This window comes from Limosilactobacillus difficilis, assembly GCF_947387495.1.
GTDB classification, from domain to species: Bacteria; Bacillota; Bacilli; order Lactobacillales; family Lactobacillaceae; genus Limosilactobacillus; species Limosilactobacillus difficilis.
Genome location: NZ_CANDNU010000003.1, coordinates 62,957 through 82,189, shown reverse-complemented (window position 1 = coordinate 82,189; position 19,233 = coordinate 62,957). Strand labels below are relative to the sequence as shown.

At 47.8% G+C, this 19,233-nt stretch carries 16 protein-coding genes and 2 pseudogenes; all 18 read right to left on the bottom strand.

The window, feature by feature from the left end; translation table 11 throughout:
- Positions 1-100 precede the first annotated feature (100 nt).
- The 18 genes and pseudogenes from QOR82_RS01315 to rpsB all read right to left on the bottom strand — a co-directional run bounded on the left by QOR82_RS01315 (position 101) and on the right by rpsB (position 19,230).
- Entirely contained in the window at positions 101-745 is a 645-nt protein-coding gene (locus QOR82_RS01315) for a sugar O-acetyltransferase (protein ID WP_283582962.1), read from the bottom strand.
- A gap of 78 nt (positions 746-823) precedes the next feature.
- Positions 824-1,684, bottom strand: a complete 861-nt coding sequence (locus tag QOR82_RS01310) for an NAD(P)-dependent oxidoreductase (RefSeq protein WP_283582966.1) — start codon at positions 1,682-1,684, stop codon at positions 824-826.
- A gap of 58 nt (positions 1,685-1,742) precedes the next feature.
- Positions 1,743-2,108, bottom strand: coding sequence for a 30S ribosome-binding factor RbfA (rbfA, locus tag QOR82_RS01305; protein ID WP_283582961.1), 366 nt, complete (start codon positions 2,106-2,108; stop codon positions 1,743-1,745).
- An 11-nt stretch (positions 2,109-2,119) separates the two neighbouring features.
- Positions 2,120-4,048 (bottom strand): annotated as a pseudogene (infB, locus tag QOR82_RS01300) (translation initiation factor IF-2); the annotation flags it as partial.
- A gap of 207 nt (positions 4,049-4,255) precedes the next feature.
- Positions 4,256-4,420, bottom strand: a pseudogene (locus tag QOR82_RS09470) (translation initiation factor IF-2 N-terminal domain-containing protein); the annotation flags it as partial.
- A 26-nt stretch (positions 4,421-4,446) separates the two neighbouring features.
- Positions 4,447-4,758 (bottom strand): L7Ae/L30e/S12e/Gadd45 family ribosomal protein, encoded by a 312-nt coding sequence (locus QOR82_RS01295; protein ID WP_283582959.1) that lies wholly within the window; start codon positions 4,756-4,758, stop codon positions 4,447-4,449.
- The gene (gene rnpM / locus QOR82_RS01290; protein WP_283582958.1) at positions 4,748-5,047 is read right to left on the bottom strand and encodes an RNase P modulator RnpM; all 300 of its coding nucleotides are present in this window, start codon (positions 5,045-5,047) and stop codon (positions 4,748-4,750) included. Before rnpM ends, QOR82_RS01295 begins: the two co-directional genes overlap by 11 nt.
- A 28-nt stretch (positions 5,048-5,075) precedes the next feature.
- A complete protein-coding gene (nusA, locus tag QOR82_RS01285; protein WP_283582957.1) occupies positions 5,076-6,263 on the bottom strand; it encodes a transcription termination factor NusA in 1,188 nt (395 codons plus the stop codon).
- A gap of 13 nt (positions 6,264-6,276) precedes the next feature.
- Positions 6,277-6,759 carry a ribosome maturation factor RimP gene (rimP, locus tag QOR82_RS01280; RefSeq protein WP_283582956.1) on the bottom strand — a complete coding sequence of 161 codons (483 nt, stop codon included), beginning with the start codon at positions 6,757-6,759 and terminating at the stop codon, positions 6,277-6,279.
- A 109-nt stretch (positions 6,760-6,868) separates the two neighbouring features.
- A complete protein-coding gene (locus QOR82_RS01275; protein ID WP_283582955.1) occupies positions 6,869-11,188 on the bottom strand; it encodes a PolC-type DNA polymerase III in 4,320 nt (1,439 codons plus the stop codon).
- A 74-nt stretch (positions 11,189-11,262) separates the two neighbouring features.
- Positions 11,263-13,011, bottom strand: coding sequence for a proline--tRNA ligase (locus QOR82_RS01270; RefSeq protein WP_283582954.1), 1,749 nt, complete (start codon positions 13,009-13,011; stop codon positions 11,263-11,265).
- 15 nt (positions 13,012-13,026) lie between these two features.
- A complete protein-coding gene (gene rseP / locus QOR82_RS01265; protein ID WP_283582953.1) occupies positions 13,027-14,304 on the bottom strand; it encodes an RIP metalloprotease RseP in 1,278 nt (425 codons plus the stop codon).
- 21 nt (positions 14,305-14,325) lie between these two features.
- Positions 14,326-15,111, bottom strand: a complete 786-nt coding sequence (locus QOR82_RS01260; RefSeq protein WP_283582952.1) for a phosphatidate cytidylyltransferase — start codon at positions 15,109-15,111, stop codon at positions 14,326-14,328.
- Positions 15,112-15,127: 16 nt separating this feature from the next.
- Positions 15,128-15,886, bottom strand: coding sequence for an isoprenyl transferase (locus QOR82_RS01255; RefSeq protein ID WP_283582951.1), 759 nt, complete (start codon positions 15,884-15,886; stop codon positions 15,128-15,130).
- Positions 15,887-16,080: 194 nt separating this feature from the next.
- Entirely contained in the window at positions 16,081-16,644 is a 564-nt protein-coding gene (gene frr, locus QOR82_RS01250) for a ribosome recycling factor (RefSeq protein WP_283582950.1), read from the bottom strand.
- Positions 16,645-16,647: 3 nt separating this feature from the next.
- Positions 16,648-17,370, bottom strand: a complete 723-nt coding sequence (pyrH, locus tag QOR82_RS01245) for a UMP kinase (RefSeq protein WP_283582949.1) — start codon at positions 17,368-17,370, stop codon at positions 16,648-16,650.
- A gap of 74 nt (positions 17,371-17,444) precedes the next feature.
- Positions 17,445-18,320: a translation elongation factor Ts gene (gene tsf / locus QOR82_RS01240; protein WP_283582948.1), complete on the bottom strand. Its 876-nt coding sequence runs from the start codon at positions 18,318-18,320 to the stop codon at positions 17,445-17,447.
- A 97-nt stretch (positions 18,321-18,417) separates the two neighbouring features.
- On the bottom strand, positions 18,418-19,230 hold the full coding sequence (rpsB, locus tag QOR82_RS01235; RefSeq protein WP_283582947.1) for a 30S ribosomal protein S2: 813 nt from the start codon (positions 19,228-19,230) through the stop codon (positions 18,418-18,420).
- Positions 19,231-19,233: the final 3 nt, after the last annotated feature.

Genomic DNA, 19,233 nt, shown 5'->3' with positions numbered 1-19,233 from the left:
GTCTAGTTGCCTAGAAAAAATATTTATTCAATTATCAAGCCAGAATATTCAACTTCCAACTTTTTGGGTACACGTCAGCTGCGACTCTGCTGAATAGCTCTTATTTCTTAAATTCAATCGTACCGGCAATGCGCTGATCATGGAGTTTACGTTGCTCTTCCCAGTATTGGTGGTCCTTCGCCGTCAACTGACGGAGCACCCGAGTCGGATTTCCCACCGCGATGACGTTATCGGGAATATCCTTGGTCACCACTGCTCCGGCACCGACAATCACATTATCGCCGATCGTCACGCCTGGACAAATAACTACACTCCCGCCGAGCCAAACGTTATTACCAATCGTAATCGGTTCGGCCGTTTCCAAATCCATCGGGTCATTGCGAATAGCAGAATCCAGGGGGTGGCCAGCAGTATACAAGCTGACATTGGGAGCTAGCATCACGTTATCCCCAATTGTAATCGGCGCCGAGTCCAAAAACGTGCAATTAAAGTTGGCATAGAAACGCTTGCCAACATGAATGTTAGGACCATAGTCAATGTGTACCGGCAAGTCAATGTAGGCATCCATCGAAGGCGCATCAATAATCTTCTCATTTAATAACTTCTCGGCCTTGGCCTGGTCACGAGGCGGCGTCTGATTAAATTCATATACGAGCTGGTGCCCAGTGTCACGTTCCTTGGATAGTTGTTCATCTTTGGCGATGTAGGGCTGCCCTGCAAGCATTAAATCTTTTTCACTTGTCATAGAAATCCTCCGTAAGCGTTTTCTTAAATTCTAGCAGATCGCCTTGCTCTTTGCAAACGCTTGCACAGAAAAGGAGGATCACTTCCACCATAATTTGATCAGCGCCTGGGTTCCATCGTCACTATCTCCTTGCTGCATCAACTGTTCATAAAGCCGTTTTGCCTGATCAGTTGCCGGTAATTGCAGATGCATTTTTGCCGCCTCATCCAATGCAATCCGCAAATCCTTAACGAAGTGTTTAACAAAAAAGCCAGGTGTATAGTCGTCTTTTAAAATGCGGGGCCCGTAGTTAGCAAGACTCCAGTTTGCCGCCGCCCCATTATTAACGGTCGCCAGTACCTCATCCAACTTTAAATGCGCCGCTTTAGCATAAGCCAAGCACTCACACATCCCGGTCATTGTCCCGGCAATCATAATTTGGTTAGCCATTTTAGCGTGCTGTCCACTGCCTGCTGGGCCAAAGTAGCGAACAGTTTGGCCAAAAGCATGAAAAAGAGCCAAGTGTTGGTTGAGTTGGTCGCGGTCCCCGCCAACCATCACCGTCAAAGTCCCTTTTTGCGCCCCGATATCGCCGCCAGAAACTGGGGCGTCCAACATAAATGCACCGCGTTGAGTTGCTTTAGCTGCCAAATTCTGGGCCAGCGATGGTTTGCTTGTCGTCAAATCGATCAACAATTGGTTGGGCTTAACGGCTTTCATAACACCGTTTTGCCCACAATAAACGTCTACTACGTCTTGGGGAAAGCCCACCATCGTCATCACCACGTCCGAAGCCCTGGCGACTTGGGCGGGAGAATCAGCCCATTTAGCGCCTAAATTTAGTACATCCTTGGCATGCTCCTTGGTTCGGTTATAAACAACCAGATCATAATCGTGCTTTAACAAATTTGCAATAATGCCGCTTCCCATTACGCCAGTGCCGATAAAGCCAATTCTCATCATTCATCGCTCCCTATCTAAAAAAAGCCGCAGTCGTCATGACTACGGCTTGCTTTATTTAAAATTCATGGTCCTTATGGTGTAATTCATTTAACAGCTGGTCGATTCGGTTTCCGTAAGCAATCGACGGATCGCGTTTAAAACTAATCTCAGGTGTCTTGAAAATATTCAGTCGACCACCCAGAATGCTTCGAATCATCCCGGTTGCCTTATCGAGACCAGCCTGCGCTTTTTCACCATCAGAAGCCTTGTCTGAGAGAATGCTGTAGTAAATGGTGGCCTGCTGTAAATCGCCTGTCACATCAACGCCGGTAATCGTCACTCCCTGAACCCGCGGATCCCGGATCCGTTTTAAGAGAATGTCGTCTACCTCCCGTTTGATCTCTTGCGATAAGCGGTCCACCCGATAATGTTTATTTGGCATTATAATGCCTCCTACTTCTTGTCAGCAGGGACCTGCTTCATCTGGTACGCTTCGATAACATCATTTTCCTTGATGTCATTGTAATTTTCGATCGTCAAACCACATTCGTAGCCCTGCTTAACTTCCTTGACATCATCTTGGAAGCGCTTCAGACTGCCAAGCTCACCTTCGTAAACAACGACCCCGTCACGAACCAGTCGCACTTTGGAATCACGAGTGATCTTGCCCTGCGTTACCATCCCGCCGGCGATGGTACCAACCTTGGATGCGTGGTAAAGCTGACGCACTTCAACCTGACCAAGGGTTTCTTCCTTGTAAACAGGTTCCAACATCCCCTTCATGGCATCCTCAACTTCTTCGATGGCGTCGTAAATGACCCGGTGAAGCCGGATATCGATATTGCTACGATCCGCTTCAGATTTAGCAATCGGGGTTGGCCGGACGTTAAAGCCGATGATAACAGCGTTGGAAGCCTCGGCCAGCGTAACATCGGATTCGGAGATGGCACCAACGGCCTTGTGAATAATATCAACCCGAACACCATCCACCTTAATCTTTTCCAGGGACTGGCTTAGGGCCTCAACAGAACCTTGAACGTCCGCCTTGATAATCAGCGGCAAGGTCTTCATTTCACCCTTCTTCATCGTCGCAAAGAGGTTATCCAGCGTGACGTGAGAAGTCCGTTGTCGTTCTTCTTCCAATGCCCGTTTTGCCCGCTCTTCACCAGCAGCCCGCGCAGTCTTTTCGTCATTAAAGACAACGAACCGATCACCGGCTTCTGGCACATCATTTAACCCAGTAATTTCTACTGGCGTAGATGGGGTTGCTTCCTTGATAGCATGGCCGTTTTCATTGTTCATGGTCCGCACCCGGCCGTAGGTGTTACCAACCACGATTGGATCACCGACGTGCATCGTCCCCTGTTGAATCAGGAGGGTAGCAACTGCCCCCCGTCCCTGGTCAAGCCGAGCTTCAACAACGGAACCCGCCGCATTCTGCTTCGGGTTGGCCTTCAGCTCCATCACTTCCGCTTGCAGAAGAATATTGTCCAACAACTCATCAATGTTCTTGCCGAACTTGGCAGAGATTTGGACGTAGATAGTGTCACCACCCCAATCTTCTGGGATCAGACCGTACTTGGTCAGCTGTTGGGTAACATGGTCCGGATTGGCACCAGGCTTATCGATCTTGTTAACGGCAACGATGATCGGCGTTCCGGCAGCCTTAGCGTGGTTAATCGCTTCGATCGTTTGTGGCATAACCCCGTCATCAGCAGCAACCACCAGCACCGTAATATCGGTGATGTTAGCGCCACGAGCCCGCATTTCTGTAAAGGCCGCGTGCCCCGGCGTGTCAAGAAATGTAATCAATTTGCCATCATACTTGACTTGATAGGCACCGATCGCTTGGGTAATTCCCCCGGCTTCATGAGCCGTCACGTGAGTATGCCGGATCTTATCCAGCAGGGTCGTCTTCCCATGGTCAACGTGGCCCATAACCGTAACAACTGGTGGCCGAGGAACCATGTTTTCTTCGTTATGGGATTCTTCTTCAAAGAACTTGTCCAGGTCGGCAACGTCTACTTGAACCTTTTCCTTTGCCTTGATACCATAGTCAGCCGCCAGAATTTCAATCGTGTCCTTATCCAGGGACTGGTTTTGATTGACCATGACACCTAACATAAAGAGTTTCTTAACGATTTCGGCAGTTGAACGATGCAAAAGCTTTGATAAGTCCTGAGCATTCATCCCGTCAGTGTATTCCAAAACATCAGGCAATGGCCGGTTTTTACGTGCCGTCGGCTGCTTGTGCGATACCTGGCGAAGACGCCGGTTCTTCCGTTCCTGCCGCCGTTGCTTACGGTTACGTTTCTTATTCTTGCGGCCTTTCTTGTCCTCATTATTCAGGCTACCGCCAAAACGCCCATTATTATTTGGACGCTCATTTTGCTGCTTATTCTGTCGGTTCGGATGCTCTTGTTTGTTAGCTGACTGGTGGTTCTTCTGGGAATCACGTTGTTCCTGAAAACCGTGTTGGCTTTGGTGGTTTTTATGCTCCTGTTTATGAAGTGGTTGCTGTTTTTTTGCAGTAGCTTTTTTCTGCTCTTTGTGGTCATGCTTTGCTTGTTGACTCGGGGCTGCCTGCTCTTTGGCACCGCCTTTTGCAACCGAACGCAACTTGCCTGCTTCTTCCGGGGTCACAGAAGACATATGAGTCTTTACTGACATTCCCTGGCGCTTGGCCAAATCAACCAGTTTTTTACTCGGCATCCCAAGTTCCTTGGCTAATTCATAAATTCGTTCCTTGGCCATACGTCCACGCTCCTTTACTAATTTAACTAAATGGTTTCATTTTTGATCATTTTCTTCATCTTATTGGCAAAACCAGCCTGCTTGACGCCGATGACTTTCCGTGGCATCCCGATGGCAGAACTTAACTGCGCGGCAGTAAAGTCCTGCACGAGACTAACGTGGTAATAACGGCACTTATTTTGAAATTCTTTACTCGTTGCATTGCCCGCGTCACTGGCTAAGAAAACTAAAAATACCTTTCTCTGGCGAACTGCTTTGAGAACCATCCCTTCACCAGTCACAATTTGCTGGGCCCGTCGAGCGAGGCCGAGCAATGACAAAACTTGTTTATTTATCATTGTGGAACAGTTTCTGCCGTGCCTGTTCATGATCAGCATACTCGATCAACTGGTCATAAAACTGGTCGTCAAGACTGACTCCAAAGACCTTGTCAAAAGTCCGTTCTGCCTTGGCCTCTTTAGCCACTTCGACATCGACCGCTACGTAGGCGCCCCGGCCCGGCTTTTTACCCGTTGGGTCCAAGCTAACCTCGTTTTGCTTATTGCGTACAACCCGGATTAGTTCCCGTTTGGGCTTCATCGTTCCGGTCACAACGTCTTTTCGCATCGGTATTTTTTTCTTTTTCATTATTTCACCCCGCTGCTCTTTTAAAAACTTAGTCGTCTACGTCTCCATTATCGTCCGTTGAGTCCGGATTGTCATCCTCAAGATCATTATTAGGCTCATTTTCCATCTCACTAGCTGGTTTAATGTCGATCTTGTAACCGGTCAAACGGGCAGCAAGCCGCGCGTTTTGTCCCGCTTTCCCAATGGCCAGTGACAGCTGGTCATCCGGAACGACCACCGTGCAGGATGGGTGAACTTCTGGCGCATTCTCGTCTGAGGCATTTTCCTCATCATTTGCCGGCTTTTGCTCAGCTGGATCAGAAGCAAAGATTACATCCAGGACGTCAGCAGGGTTAAGGGCATTAGCAATGTAGTTAGCTGGGTTTTCGTCGTATTCAACAATATCGATGTTTTCACCGCCCAGTTGGTTGACGATCGCCTGGACCCGAGACCCCCGGGGACCAACACAAGTCCCGACCGGGTCAACATTCGGGTCCGTTGAGTAAACAGCAACCTTCGCCCGGTCACCTGGCTCACGAACGATCTTTTTCAGTTCAACCGGACCATCAGCAAATTCTGGCACTTCTTTTTCAAATAGCCGCCGCAACAAATCTGGTGCCGTGCGGGAGACGAAAACTTGTGGGCCACGGGTCTTTTCACGCTCAACCCGGGTAATGTAGACCTGGAGATGATCATGAACCCGGTAATGCTCATTAGGCATCCGGTCGTGCTTGTTCATCGCCGCTTCTGTTCCATCTTCCAATTCGACGTAAACGTAACGGTTGTCTTCCCGTGAAACAACCCCATCGACAATGTCATCACGCAGTTTGTCGTAGCGATCAAAAACCACTTGCCGCTCTTCTTCGCGCAGCTTTTGCATCACAACGTTCTTGGCAGTTTGAGCGGCAATCCGGCCAAAGTTGGCAGGGGTGACTTCCTTGTCCACTTCATCGCCCAGTTCGTAACCGTGACTAATCTGGTAAGCGTCCTTCAAACTAATCTGTTCGAGGGGGTTTGTTACTTCGTCTACAACCGTCTTCCGCGAATAGACGTGAAAGGCGCCGGTGTTTTTGTCAATCGTCACTTTGACGTTGGTTTCTTTGTCGTAATTGCTCTTGTAGGCCGTTTCGAGGGCTTGAGTTAAAGCGTCAATAATGACTTCTTTTTTGATGCCCTTTTCCTTTTCTAGAACGTCCATGGCTTCGAGCAATTCCTTGTTCTGCTTTTTGTTGCTCATAATCTAACTCCTTTTAAAACTTAATCGCTAAACGTGCTTGGGCCACCTGCTTGCGTGGAATGACGATCGTCTTGTGACGGGTCTTATCCAGGTAATCGAGTGTCAACTCTTCATCAGTCAAATCTTTTAAGGTTCCCTCAAAGATTTTTTGACCCTTCATCCCCTTTAAAGGAGCGTATAAGGACACATGAATGTACTGTCCGAGAGCTCGCTGCCAATCGCGAGGCTTTTTTAACGGCCGCTCGGCGCCAGGGGACGAAATTTCGAGAAAGTAAGCCTGCGGAATCGGATCGGGATCCTGTTCGTCAAGCTTTTCACTCAGGGCGTCACTCACCGTTGAGCAGTCTTCAAGAGTGATGCCACCGTCTTTATCGATGTAAACCCGCAGATACCAGTTACCGCCTTCCCGGACAAATTCAACATCGTATAGTTCAAAACCATGATCATCTAAAATGGGCTGAACTAAATCAGTCACAGTCTGAACAACGTTTGCCAAATGATCACCTCCAGCTAATTGATTGCAATAAAAAGAGCGAGCATTGCTGCTCACTCAGAAACGAGTATTAACAAGTCTTAGTATACCATCGATGCTGTTTAGACGCAAACTAGAACAGCGAGAGCTGATTCTGGTCTGGTAAACCATCCAACACGTGCTGGTCAGTCATAAAGTCGATTAGGGTTTGGGAAACGTGGCCCCGGTTGGCCAGGTCTTCCTTCGAGAGGAACTCCTGTTCTTCTCGGGCCGCCACAATTTGCTTAGCTACGTTTTCGCCTAAACCAGGAATCGCCGCAAAGGGAGCAATCAAACTGTCGCCATCAATCAACCATTTTAAAGCGTCAGACCGCTTCAAGTCGACCATCTTAAAGCGGAAGCCGCGCTCAAGCATTTCGTTAGCCAGTTCAAGAATGGTCCGCAAATTCTTATCCTTGGCTGTAGCCTCGCGATTCTTTTCTTTCTCGTTAATCTCATCGATCCGCGCCTTGACAGAATTCTTCCCCTGACTCATAGCGACGACGTCAAAGTCATCGGCCCGAACTGAGAAAAAGGCACAGTAGTAAACCAGTGGGAAGTAGACCTTGAAGTAGGCAATCCGTAGAGCCATCAAGACATATGCCGCCGCGTGTGCCCGCGGGAACATGTACTTGATCTTCTCACAAGAATCAATATACCACTTAGGAACCTTATTAGCTTTGAGTTCATCGTTGTATTGTTCGGGGATTCCCCGACCATGACGAACAGATTCCATGATTTGAAAGGCACTTTCTGACTTGAGGCCGTAGTGAATCAGGTCGGTCATAATGTTATCCCGACACCCGATCACCTGTGAAATATCAGCAATATGATTTTTAATCAGCTCTTCGGCATTGCCGTTCCAAACATCAGTGCCGTGTGACAGCCCAGAGATCTGGAGCAGCTGCGAGTAGTTCTTAGGATGCGTCTCTTCCAGCATTCCACGAACAAAGCGCGTCCCAAATTCAGGCAAGCCCAATGTCCCGGTCTTGGAATTGATCTGCTCCGGGCTGACCCCGAGAGCCTTCGGACTTGAAAAGAGACTCATGACTCCTGGATCATCCATCGGAATCGTCTGTGGATTGATTCCGGACAAGTCCTGCAGTTCCCGGATCATCGTCGGGTCATCATGCCCCAAAATATCCATTTTCAGCAAGTTATCGTGAATCGAGTGAAAATCAAAGTGTGTCGTTTCCCAATCGGCATTCTGGTCATCGGCCGGATACTGCACAGGGGTAAAATCATAAATTTCCTTATCATCCGGTACGATGATAATACCCGCCGGGTGCTGACCAGTCGTACGTTTAACCCCCGTTGCCCCTTTAGAGAGGCGATCCTCCTCGGCTTTGCGAAATTCTCGGTTGGTCTCCCGTTCATAGGCTTTGACATAACCGTAGGCTGTCTTATCGGCAACCGTTCCAATCGTCCCCGCTCGGTAAACATTCTTTTCCCCGAAAAGGACTTTCATGTAGTTATGGGCAATCGGCTGGTAGTCCCCTGAGAAGTTAAGGTCAATATCTGGCACCTTGTTGCCTTTGAAGCCCAGAAAAGTTTGGAAAGGAATATCATGGCCGTCTTTGACCATTAGGGTCCCGCATTTCGGGCATTTCTTATCAGGCAGGTCATAACCTGAACTGTAGGAACCATCCGTAAAGAAATGCGAATACTTGCATTTTGGACAGCGGTAGTGCGGTGGCAAGGGGTTAACTTCAGTAATCCCCGAAAGGGTCGCCACCACTGAACTGCCGACCGAACCCCGGGAGCCCACCAAGTAGCCGTCCTTGTTAGATTTAGCCACCAGACGTTGAGCAATGAGGTAGTGGACCGCAAAGCCGTTCTTGATGATACTGTCTAATTCCAGTTTGACCCGGTCCGCCACTAGTTTAGGTAACGGATCGCCGTACCAGTCCTTGGCAGTCTTCATCGTCCGCTCCTCAATTTCTTCGTCTGCACCTTTCATGTGAGGAGCATAGAGCTTATCAGCAACCGGCGCGATCTCGTTCACTGAATCAGCCAGCTCTTGGGTGTTGGTGACCACGATCTTCTTGGCAACATCCTCACCTAGAAAATTGAACTCCTGCAGCATCTCATCAGTCGTCCGAAAGTGCACATCAGGCCGCTTAGTATGGTTAAGCGGGTTGGCCCCACCCTGGGAACTGATCAGGACTTTGCGATAATCTGCATTCTCTGGATTGAGGTAGTGTACATCCCCAGTCGCTACCACTGGTTTGCCAAGATCATCACCCAGCTTGACCATGTTGGCAATGATCGATTCCAAACGTGCCTGCGAACTGATGAGCCCTTCCTCCAGCAACGGTGCATAGTTTGCTTTCGGCTGCACTTCGATATAGTCATAAAACTTAGCTTTTTCTTTGGCTGCCTCGTAACCCTTCTGCATCATGGCAGTAAAGACTTCACCACGGAAACATGCCGTTCCAACCAGCAAACCATCACGAAACTTCATCAAAAGCGAACGAGGAACCCGCGGAACCCGTTGGAAGTACTTAACGTTTGACAAAGAGATCAGCTTATAGAGATTTTTGAGTCCTTGCTGAGTCTTTGTCATCAAGACAGCATGGAAGGGCCGCCCGTGACGCCAAGCCCCGTTGTCAGTCATATGATCATTCAACTGGTCGACAGTGGTGACATTCAGACGTTCTTCCGCATCCTTTAAGAAGTGGTGTAAGAGATGACCCGTAGCTTCGGCGTCGTAATTGGCCCGGTGGTGGTGTTCCAGACTAACCCCAAAGGTCTTACTCAATGAGTCCAGCCGATAATTGCGACGATTCGGGTACAAAATCCGCGCCAGCGGCAAGGTGTCAATTACCGGAGCACTGATTTCTGGCATGTGGTGACGTCGGTAACCAGTGTTCATAAAGCCCATATCAAAGGAAACGTTATGACCAGCAATCAGGCAACCCTTGCAAAAGTCGCGAAACATTTGAAAGACTTCTTCTTCCGACTTCGAACCGCGAACCATATCGTCTGTGATGCTGGTCAAGTTGATCGTCGTTTCTGACAAAGGAAAACCAGGATCGATGAACTGGTCGAAGTGATCCAGTACCTCGCCCTGCTTCATCTTCGTCGCCGAGAGTTCAATCACTTTATCGTAAATTGCCGACAGACCGGTTGTTTCAACGTCAAAAATGACGTAAGTGGCGTCAATCAAGTTGTCATGATTCGGGTTGTAGACAATTGGCACGCCGTCGTCAACCATATTGACCTCGACGCCATAGAGCATCTTAATGTCAAACTTTTTAGCTGCCTTATAGGCTTCGGGAAAGCCCTGCACATCAGCATGGTCGGTAATCGCAATTGCCGGCATCCCCCATTTATGAGCCTGACCTGCTAAATCAGTAATCGAATTGGTAGCGTCCATTTGACTCATCTTGGTATGAGCATGTAGTTCCACCCGCTTTTCACCTTCTGGCGCAGTATCTTGCCGAGCTTGGTGACTGACTTGGTTGATGTCATAAGCCATCATTGTCAAGTCGTGCATGTAGGTATCTTCCTGAATTGGTCCCCGAACCTTGATCCAATCACCCTCGTTGATCGCCGCAAAAAGGGCTTTTTCCTGGTCATTCTTGGAAAACTTCTTGATGGCAAAAGATGAAGTATAGTCTGTCACTTCCAAGACCAAAATCTGCCGACCGCTCCGGATATCCGTTACTTCTTTATTGAAGACATAACCTTCCAAGACCACATTGTTTTCTTCTTCAGTGATCTCTTCCATCCGCCGAATTGGTAATTTCGGATTAATCTTCTTTCCGATGATGATTGGTCCGGTCGGCACTTCTGCCTGGTGCTTCTGCTTTTTTGGTTGTTCTTGTAACTTGGCCATTGCTGCCTTGACTAATTCCTGATCATGGGCCGCCTGCTTAGCGTGCATCTGACGCTGTTTTTCCTGGGCCGCTTGCTGATCGACTTTGACCTTCATTGAAAATGAGGGAAATCCGCAATTGACATAGTTTTTGACCAACTTAGCTCGCAAATTATCGTCGAAATACTCCCCACTCTTTTCGGTGTTTACAATTAGGGTTACCTGGTGTCCATCGACGTGGGGCATCGCTTCAGCTGCTGCTTCCATTCCGAGGGGCGAATTGCCGATGGTTACTGAAGCTACCTGATTCCAATAAGCATTAACTTCTTCATCATTGAGTTCATCACTAGGTGTCGCGACCTTGAGAACAACTTTGGCAATCGGTGCGAAGGCCGTCTGCATTGCTTCCTGAATATCAGAGTACAGCTGGAACGGTAAAACATGCTTAAAGGTCAGGTGAAACTCCCATTCCCGTGATTGCTGGTGGACAATCACCCGCCGGATTTGCCCGCTTTTGAGGACAGGCTGAGCCGTGTCCTTCAACTTGATTTGCTCTAGCAACTTTTCAAACAATTCATGATGATTTAAAGCCACTTTTTATGCTCCTTCATAGCTGAAAAGGCGGTCCTCCGCAGTGAAAAGCACGGTGAACCACCTCTTTTTATTCCTTACTTGTTAACTGACTGTTCATCATTGGCGGCTTGCTTCAGCAAAATTCCGACCGTGTTAACAATCTCTTCTTTTTTCACTTCAATCGTTTCCCCGGTGCGGCGCAGCTTCAGTTCGACAATACCATCCTTGGCCTTGTTACCGACAGTGACACGCAACGGAATCCCAATCAAGTCTGAATCAGCAAATTTCACGCCGGCCCGTTCCTTTCGATCATCGATCAGAACATCGTAGCCTGCGTCTTCGAGTTCAGTCGTGATGCTGTTAGCTAGTGACATCTGCTCATCCTTCTTAACATTGACAGGAATGACGTGGATATCAAATGGTGCAATCGATGTTGGCCAAACGAGGCCGTTATCGTCCGCATTTTGTTCGACCACAGCGGACAGCAACCGGGAAACACCAATTCCGTAACAACCCATTACGACGTCGGTCTGCCGGCCTTGGTCATTTAAGACCTGAGCGCCCAGGATATCAGAGTAGAGAGTCCCCAGTTTAAAGATGTGGCCAATTTCAATCCCGTTGGTGAACTTAATTGGCATCCCGTCCGGAGCTATTTCACCTTCCTGAACGTTCCGGAAGTCGCCAAATTGATCAACCCGGAAGTCACGGTCGATATTGGCGTTGATGTAGTGATAGCCATCTTCATTAGCACCTAACGCCATGTTAACCAAGACCTTAACGTAATTGTCCGCCAAAATCTTAACATCCTTACCAACCCCAACTGGGCCAAGTGAACCAGGATGGGCGCCATTCAAGAGCTTGCTAATTTCCTCGTCGGTAGCTAAACGCAAATCATCAGCATCTAAGGCGTTCGTCACCTTTGTTTCGTTGACTTCGTCATTGCCGCGCATCAAAACCATCACTGGCTCGGGCTCATCCTCGCCGTCCTTGGTGGCCATGAAAAGCATGCTCTTCAGAATCTGCTTTGCATCAATGCCGAGGCTTTCAGCAGCTTCGTCGACCGAATGTGCTCCCGGTGTTGCCATCTTGGTTAATTCTTTTTCTTCGGCGATCTGCTGTTTGCCGTTGAACTTGCTCGTAGCCTTTTCCAGGTTAGCAGCGTAGCCGCCGTCAGTGTAGACAATCGTATCTTCACCAATCTTCGCCGGAGCAGAGAATTCCTGACTGCCGGTCCCACCGATGGTCCCAGAATCAGCAACGATCACTTTGTAGTTCAGACCCATCTGATCAAAAATGTTGTGATAAGCCTTGGCCACATTTTCGTATTCAGCGTCCAAGCCGGCACGGTCAACCGTGAAGGAGTAACCATCATACATGATGAACTCCTTTGTTCGCAAGAGGCCATACCGTGGCCGATCTTCATCCCGAAACTTATCCTGGATTTGGTACAACAGCAACGGCAGCTTTTTGTATGACTTAATGCTATCACGAATGATTTGGGTGTAGGTCTCTTCATGCGTCGGACCCAGCAACATTTCGTGCTTACGCCGATCCTTCAGCCGGAATAAGTTGTCCCCGTAAGTGTAGTAACGCCGGGTTTTTTTCCAGAGGTCAGCTGGCAAAAGAGCGGGCATCGTCGTTTCAACAGCGTCAATTTTGTCCATTTCGCGACGGATAATGTTGTTGATCTTATCCAGCACGCGCTGTGCCAATGGCAGGTAAGCCCAAATTCCGGCAGAAACTTGATAAATATAACCTGCCCGCACCATCATCTTATGGCTCAGCGCTTCGGCATCACTCGGTGCCTTACGTAAAGTTGGGATCAACATTCTTGATTGTTTCATCGTTCTATAACTCCTTTAATGTACAAAATATCTTTGAATATCATTCCAGGTGACAAGGATCATCAACAGCATCAGCAAAGCGAAGCCGATGAAATTGACAATGGCCTCAGTTTGTTCTGGAATGGGCCGCCGAATCACAGCCTCGATAATGTTTAACAGCAGTTTTCCCCCATCAAGTGCCGGAATTGGCAGCAGATTAACAATGCCCAAGTTAATGGACAACATTGCCAAAAACGATAAAACCCCGTTGATACCTAATTTTGTTGCTTGCGAGGTTCCCGCATACATGGCTACCGGACCGCCAAAATCATTGACGTTAAAGCCATGAGTTAGCATATGACCCAAGACTTGGAAAATCAAGGCCCCTGACTGGGTAAATTGACGCCAGCCAAATGATAAACGAGCTGCAGTACTGGTGGTTGTTTCCTCAACGATGCCAAGCCGGCCAACTTGCTGCCGGCCACTCCTAACACTCTGCGGGCGCAAAGTCAGGCGATGTTGTTTGCCTTGCCGTTGGTAGGTTATGCTGATCTTTTTGTCCGGATGTGAGCTGATTTGCGTCGAAAGTTCCTGCCAATTGCCAGTATGGTGACCATTAACGGCTGTAATTCGGTCGCCAGCCACCAAACCTGCCCGTTTAGCCACCCCGTTGCTAGTAACCTGGCCAATTTTGTTGGCCCCAGTCGGCACAGCGCTCAAAGTAAAGCCAAGCAGCACAAACACCAGTAAAGACAGGATAAAATTGTTAAATGGCCCGGCAAAATTCGTGAGCATCCGGTTGCCGAGACTGGCCGACCGAAATTGGACATCTCGCGGTGCAATTCGCACCTGGGTGCCGTCTTCTTCAATCAAAGTCGCATCATGGTCAACTGAATACTTTTGAACAGTCGATTCATCACCGTTAACGTAGCCTTTCAGCCACAGGCCATCCACCAGATCATGTCCCGTTAGCTGCAATGGAATCCCCTGAAACAAGGTTGACTGCGAACTAGCGTTAATCGTTGTGACCTTTTGCTGATCGTTCAACTGAAGACTAACGGCCGTTCCCGGACGCAATGTTTCTTCATCTTCATCATCACTACCAGCCAAGCGGACATAACCACCAAGTGGCAGAATCCTGACCGTGAAAGTGGTGCCGTTTTGGCCGCGATGCCACCATACTTTAGGCCCCATCCCGATTGAAAATTCTCGAACTAGGATTCCCGCTCGCTGAGCAAAAAAGTAGTGGCCATATTCATGAACCAAAACAATCACACCAAAGACGATGATGAAGGTAATGATTGTAACTAACAAATAATCGCCTCTTTGCTTCGCTTAGATAATCCCGATCAACTGCATCAGTGGCATCACAATTAACATACTGTCAAAACGATCCAAAATCCCACCGTGTCCCGGAAGAATTTTACCTGAGTCTTTGACACCATAGTGCCGCTTCAATGAAGACTCAATCAGGTCGCCAAATTGCCCACAAATTGACAGGACCAGTGTCCACAGAACCATCATTGGCCAGCTGTAGCCCACCGGGAAAAACTTCAGATAAATCGCACAGATCACGACGGCCGAGAGACTCCCACAGATAGACCCCTCCCAAGTCTTGTTAGGACTAACTCGGGGAGCCAATTTGTGTTTACCAAATTGACGGCCAAAAATGTAGGCCCCGCTGTCCGTAATCCAGACTACCAGCATCCCATACAATAAGGTCTGGAAATTAACAGCCCGCGCAGCAATAAAGGCGTTAAAACCGAAACCAACGTAGAGCATGCCCAAGGTGAGAACGCCAACATCATCAAAACTGAACTTGTTGATGTCGAAGACTGTGTACAGCAGCAATAAAATCACTAGAACATAAAAGGCTTCGAGCCGGTTAATTCCGTGTGGCAAAAATTTTAGCCAATTCTGTGGCAAAATTAATAAAATAACACCCAGAAAACTGATTAAAGCTGGAAAAGACGTCACAAACATCTTTTTCATCGTCGTAATTTCGCCAACTGCAACGATCCCTAAGACCAGCGCAGCAATCGTTAATGGCCAACTGCCAAAGATAATCAGCGGAATAAAAATGGCTAGTGCCACGACCGCTGTAATCACTCGTGTTTTCACTTTAATTACACACTCCCTACTTATTAATTAAGCCGCCAAAACGTCTTTTCCGCTGTTGAAACTTGATAATTGCCTTTTCCAAAGAATTCGCGTCAAAATCCGGCCAGAATTGATCCGTAAAGATAAATTCGGAATAAGCAATTTGCCACAGCAAAAAGTTGGATAATCGCAATTCTCCACTGGTCCGAATCAGCAGATCTGGATCAGCAAGCTCCTTTAACGGAGCCGTCATCAAATAATCATCAACCGTCTTCGCAGAAATTTGATCAAGATTTAGGCGCTTATTAGCGACGTCCGTGGCAATCCCCCGGACCGCCCGAACGATTTCGTCGCGGCCACCATAATTCAAGGCAAAGTTAAGAATCATTCCATCACAATCAGCGGTATCGTTAATAGCATCCCGCACCGCTTTTTGTGTCGCCTTTGGCAACTGACTCGTATCGCCCATTACCATTACCTTCACATTGTGTTTAACCAAATCTGGCACAAAGGTACTGAAAAAACGGATTGGCAACTGCATCAGGTAGCTGACCTCTGTCTTCGGTCGTTTCCAATTTTCGGTCGAAAAAGCATACAAAGTCAACACTTTAACTCCTAAATTGCTAGCCGCAATTGCCACCTTCTTGACGGTGTTCATCCCTTCCTTGTGCCCAGCAACCCGCGGAAGATGTCGCTTTTTAGCCCAGCGTCCATTGCCATCCATAATGATAGCGATGTGGTTAGGAATGCGAGATGGATCTAATTGCTCATTGAGCTCATTCTGCTCTCTATCCAAAGTAATTCCTCCAGAGAAAACATTCGGTATAATTATTATTTCCTTGCAACAATTGTTTGATTAAAAAATACATACCTCTCACATTCTAACAAATATTTAGCTTATTCTCTACCGACTCCCTTAAGAAGGCAATAAAAAAGAGTTGGGGAACGAACCCATCTGGAACGTTCGCCAACTCATGATCAAGTCGGAAATTAATTGTTCATCAAATCTTTTTCTTTATCGGCAGCAATGTTGTCCAAATTTTTGATCCCTGCATCGGTTTCCTTTTGGACTTTGTCTTCCAAATCGTGGAATTCATCGTCATTAAAATCGCCATCTTTATGGCCAGCTTTTAACTTATCCATCGCTTCGCGACGAACATTGCGCACTGCTACTTTAGCTTCTTCGGCCTCGTGTTTGACGTCTTTGACTAATTCCTTCCGCCGGTCTTCGGTCAGCTGTGGAATCACAATCCGAATGGCATCCCCGTTCTCCTGAGGAGTCAGCCCCAAATTAGCGGCGTAAATTGCCTTTTCGATGTCTTTGAGTGTTCCCTTATCATAAGGGGTAATCAACAGCTGCCGTGCTTCGGGAATTGTGATGGAGGCCATCTGGTTAAGAGGTGTTGGACTACCATAATAGTCGACCTTAACCGGATTGAGCAGGCTCGCGTTAGCCCGGCCCGCTTGAATGTCAGCCAAGCGCCGCCGCAAAGCGTCACCCGACTTTGCCATCTTATCTTTTGCTTCGCTTAAAATTTGTTTGCCATTAGCCATCGATTAATCACCTTCGATTGTAGTACCGATTTCTTCGCCCTTAACTGCCTTCAAGATGTTGCCAGGATGATTAAAATTAAACACAACCAATGGAATGTGGTTGTCCATCGATAAGGAACTAGCAGTAGAGTCCATGACGTGAAGATGCTTTTGCAGAATATCCATATGCGTCAGATGAGTATACTTCTTAGCCGAAGCATCTTTTCGCGGATCGGCAGAATATACACCATCAACGCCATTTTTGGCCATCAAAATTGCATCGGCATTAATTTCGGCCGCCCGGAGCGCAGCAGTAGTGTCAGTCGAGAAGTATGGACTACCCGTGCCCCCGGCAAAAATCACAACACGCTTCTTTTCCAGGTGACGAATAGCCCGCCGCCGGATATATGGCTCAGCAATTTGCCGCATTTCAATTGAGGTTTGAACCCGAGTTGGGACTTTAATTGCTTCCAGAGCGTCCTGGAGTGATAGGGCATTCATAATCGTCCCGAGCATCCCGATGTAGTCAGCCTGGGCCCGTTCCATTCCTAACTGTTCACCAGTTACACCACGCCACATGTTGCCACCACCGACAACAATGCCGACTTGGACACCCATGTCATAAATCTGTTTCAGTTCTTTGGCGACAACTTTAATTTCAGGAGGGTTAATCCCGAATTTTTGGTCACCTGCCAATGCTTCGCCGCTAAGTTTCAAAATAACCCGATTGTATTTAATATCTGACATCTTGTCCTCCTGTTTGGTAGTTAAGCACTTCTTTTGCAAAAGGACGTACCGTCACAGTACGCCCTCCACATTAACTACTTCAGTTGATCTTGAACTTCTTGGGCAATGTCGGATTGCTTCTTTTCAATCCCTTCCCCAACTTCGTAGCGAACAAAGCTCTTCAGCTTGCCGCCCTTTGATGCCACATATTCAGCAACTGTCTGATCAGGGTTCTTAACAAACTTTTGGTCAGCCAGGCAAATTTCGGACAAGAACTTGTTCAAACGACCTTCAACGATCTTGTCAACAATCTTAGCCGGTTTGCCTTCGTTGAGAGTTTCTTGCTTGAAGACTTCCTTTTCGTGGTCAAGACGTTCTTGGGAAACATCTTCCTTAACCATGAATTCTGGGTTGATTGCGGCAACGTGCATTGCGACATCCTTAGCAGTAGCTTCATCAGCCCCTTGAAGAACAACCAGAGCAGCAATCCGCCCACCTTGGTGCAGGTAAGGTCCAAAGACATCCCCGTCTTCCTTCTTAACGATTTGGAAACGACGAAGGCTTACCTTTTCACCAGTTTGTTGAGTCGTCGTGGCCAGCGCTTGCTTAACCGTTGTCCCATCATCAAACTTCAAAGCTTCAACCGCTGCAACGTCAGCCGGTTGTTCTTTAACCAGCAATTGTGCCAGCTTCTTCAGCAAATCCTTGAACGGATCACTAGCAGCTACAAAGTCGGTTTCAGAGTTCAATTCGAGGATAACAGCCGTATTACCAACTACTTCGATGTCGGTCAGACCTTCGGCCGCAACCTTATCACTCTTCTTAGCGGCCTTAGCCATCCCCTTTTCACGAAGATAGTCCATTGCCTTGTCCATGTCGCCATCACTCGCAACTAAAGCCTTCTTAGCTGCCATAATCCCAACACCGGACTTGTTACGTAATTCCATTACTTGTTTTGCACTGATTGCCATGGTTAAGTAACTCCTTTAAAAATATTTTTAATAAAAAAGGCTGTTTTGCACTCAGGCCAAAATGGTCGTCCTGCAAAACAGCCCAAGCGATAACTATTTATTCTGCGTCCTTGCCTTCAACATTCTTCTTCAGATTCTGAAGGTCTTCTGAAGAAACAGTCTTGTCGGCATCAGCGTCATCGTCAGTAGCTTCTTCTTGTTGAGCTGCGACCGCTTGTTGGTCGTCCTGGCCCTGCTTACCCTCAATGATAGCGTCTGCCATCTTAGAAGTGATCAGACGAACGGCACGAATAGCATCATCGTTAGATGGAATGATCACATCGATGTCGTCCGGGTCAGTGTTAGTGTCGACCATGGCAACAATCGGAATGTTAAGCTTTTTAGCTTCGTTAACAGCAATTGTTTCCTTGTGAGGGTCAACAATGTAGATGACGTCAGGAATATGTGGCATGTCTTCGATGCCGCCCAGGAAGTGTTCCAACTTTTCGCGTTGCTTCGTTAAAACAGAAACTTCCTTCTTTGGCAGACGGTCAAAAGTGCCGTCAGTTGACATCTTCTTCAATTCCTTGAGGCGAGCGATCCGTGACTGGATAGTCTTCCAGTTAGTCAGCGTCCCACCAAGCCAACGGTGGTTAACGTAGTAAACACCGGCGCGAGTTGCTTCTTCTTCGATGGAATCCTGTGCTTGCTTCTTCGTCCCAACAAAGAGTACAACGCCGCCCTTAGCAGCAACATCCTTCATGTAGTTGTAAGCGGAGTTGATCATCTTAACTGTCTTTTGCAAGTCAATGATGTAGATTCCGTTACGTTCAGTGAAGATGTACGGCTTCATCTTTGGATTCCAGCGACGAGTCTGGTGACCGAAGTGGACACCGGCTTCAAGTAATTGCTTCATAGTTACAACAGCCATAAA

Bases quoted from the DNA above. Each gene is read 5' to 3' on its own strand.
- QOR82_RS01315 (WP_283582962.1), bottom strand. From the start codon at position 745: ATGACAAGTGAAAAAGATTTAATGCTTGCAGGGCAGCCCTACATCGCC.
- QOR82_RS01310 (WP_283582966.1), bottom strand. From the start codon at position 1,684: ATGAGAATTGGCTTTATCGGCACTGGCGTAATGGGAAGCGGCATTATT.
- rbfA (WP_283582961.1), bottom strand. From the start codon at position 2,108: ATGCCAAATAAACATTATCGGGTGGACCGCTTATCGCAAGAGATCAAA.
- QOR82_RS01295 (WP_283582959.1), bottom strand. From the start codon at position 4,758: ATGATAAATAAACAAGTTTTGTCATTGCTCGGCCTCGCTCGACGGGCC.
- rnpM (WP_283582958.1), bottom strand. From the start codon at position 5,047: ATGAAAAAGAAAAAAATACCGATGCGAAAAGACGTTGTGACCGGAACG.
- nusA (WP_283582957.1), bottom strand. From the start codon at position 6,263: ATGAGCAACAAAAAGCAGAACAAGGAATTGCTCGAAGCCATGGACGTT.
- QOR82_RS01270 (WP_283582954.1), bottom strand. From the start codon at position 13,011: ATGAAACAATCAAGAATGTTGATCCCAACTTTACGTAAGGCACCGAGT.
- frr (WP_283582950.1), bottom strand. From the start codon at position 16,644: ATGGCTAATGGCAAACAAATTTTAAGCGAAGCAAAAGATAAGATGGCA.
- pyrH (WP_283582949.1), bottom strand. From the start codon at position 17,370: ATGTCAGATATTAAATACAATCGGGTTATTTTGAAACTTAGCGGCGAA.
- tsf (WP_283582948.1), bottom strand. From the start codon at position 18,320: ATGGCAATCAGTGCAAAACAAGTAATGGAATTACGTAACAAGTCCGGT.
- rpsB (WP_283582947.1), bottom strand. From the start codon at position 19,230: ATGGCTGTTGTAACTATGAAGCAATTACTTGAAGCCGGTGTCCACTTC.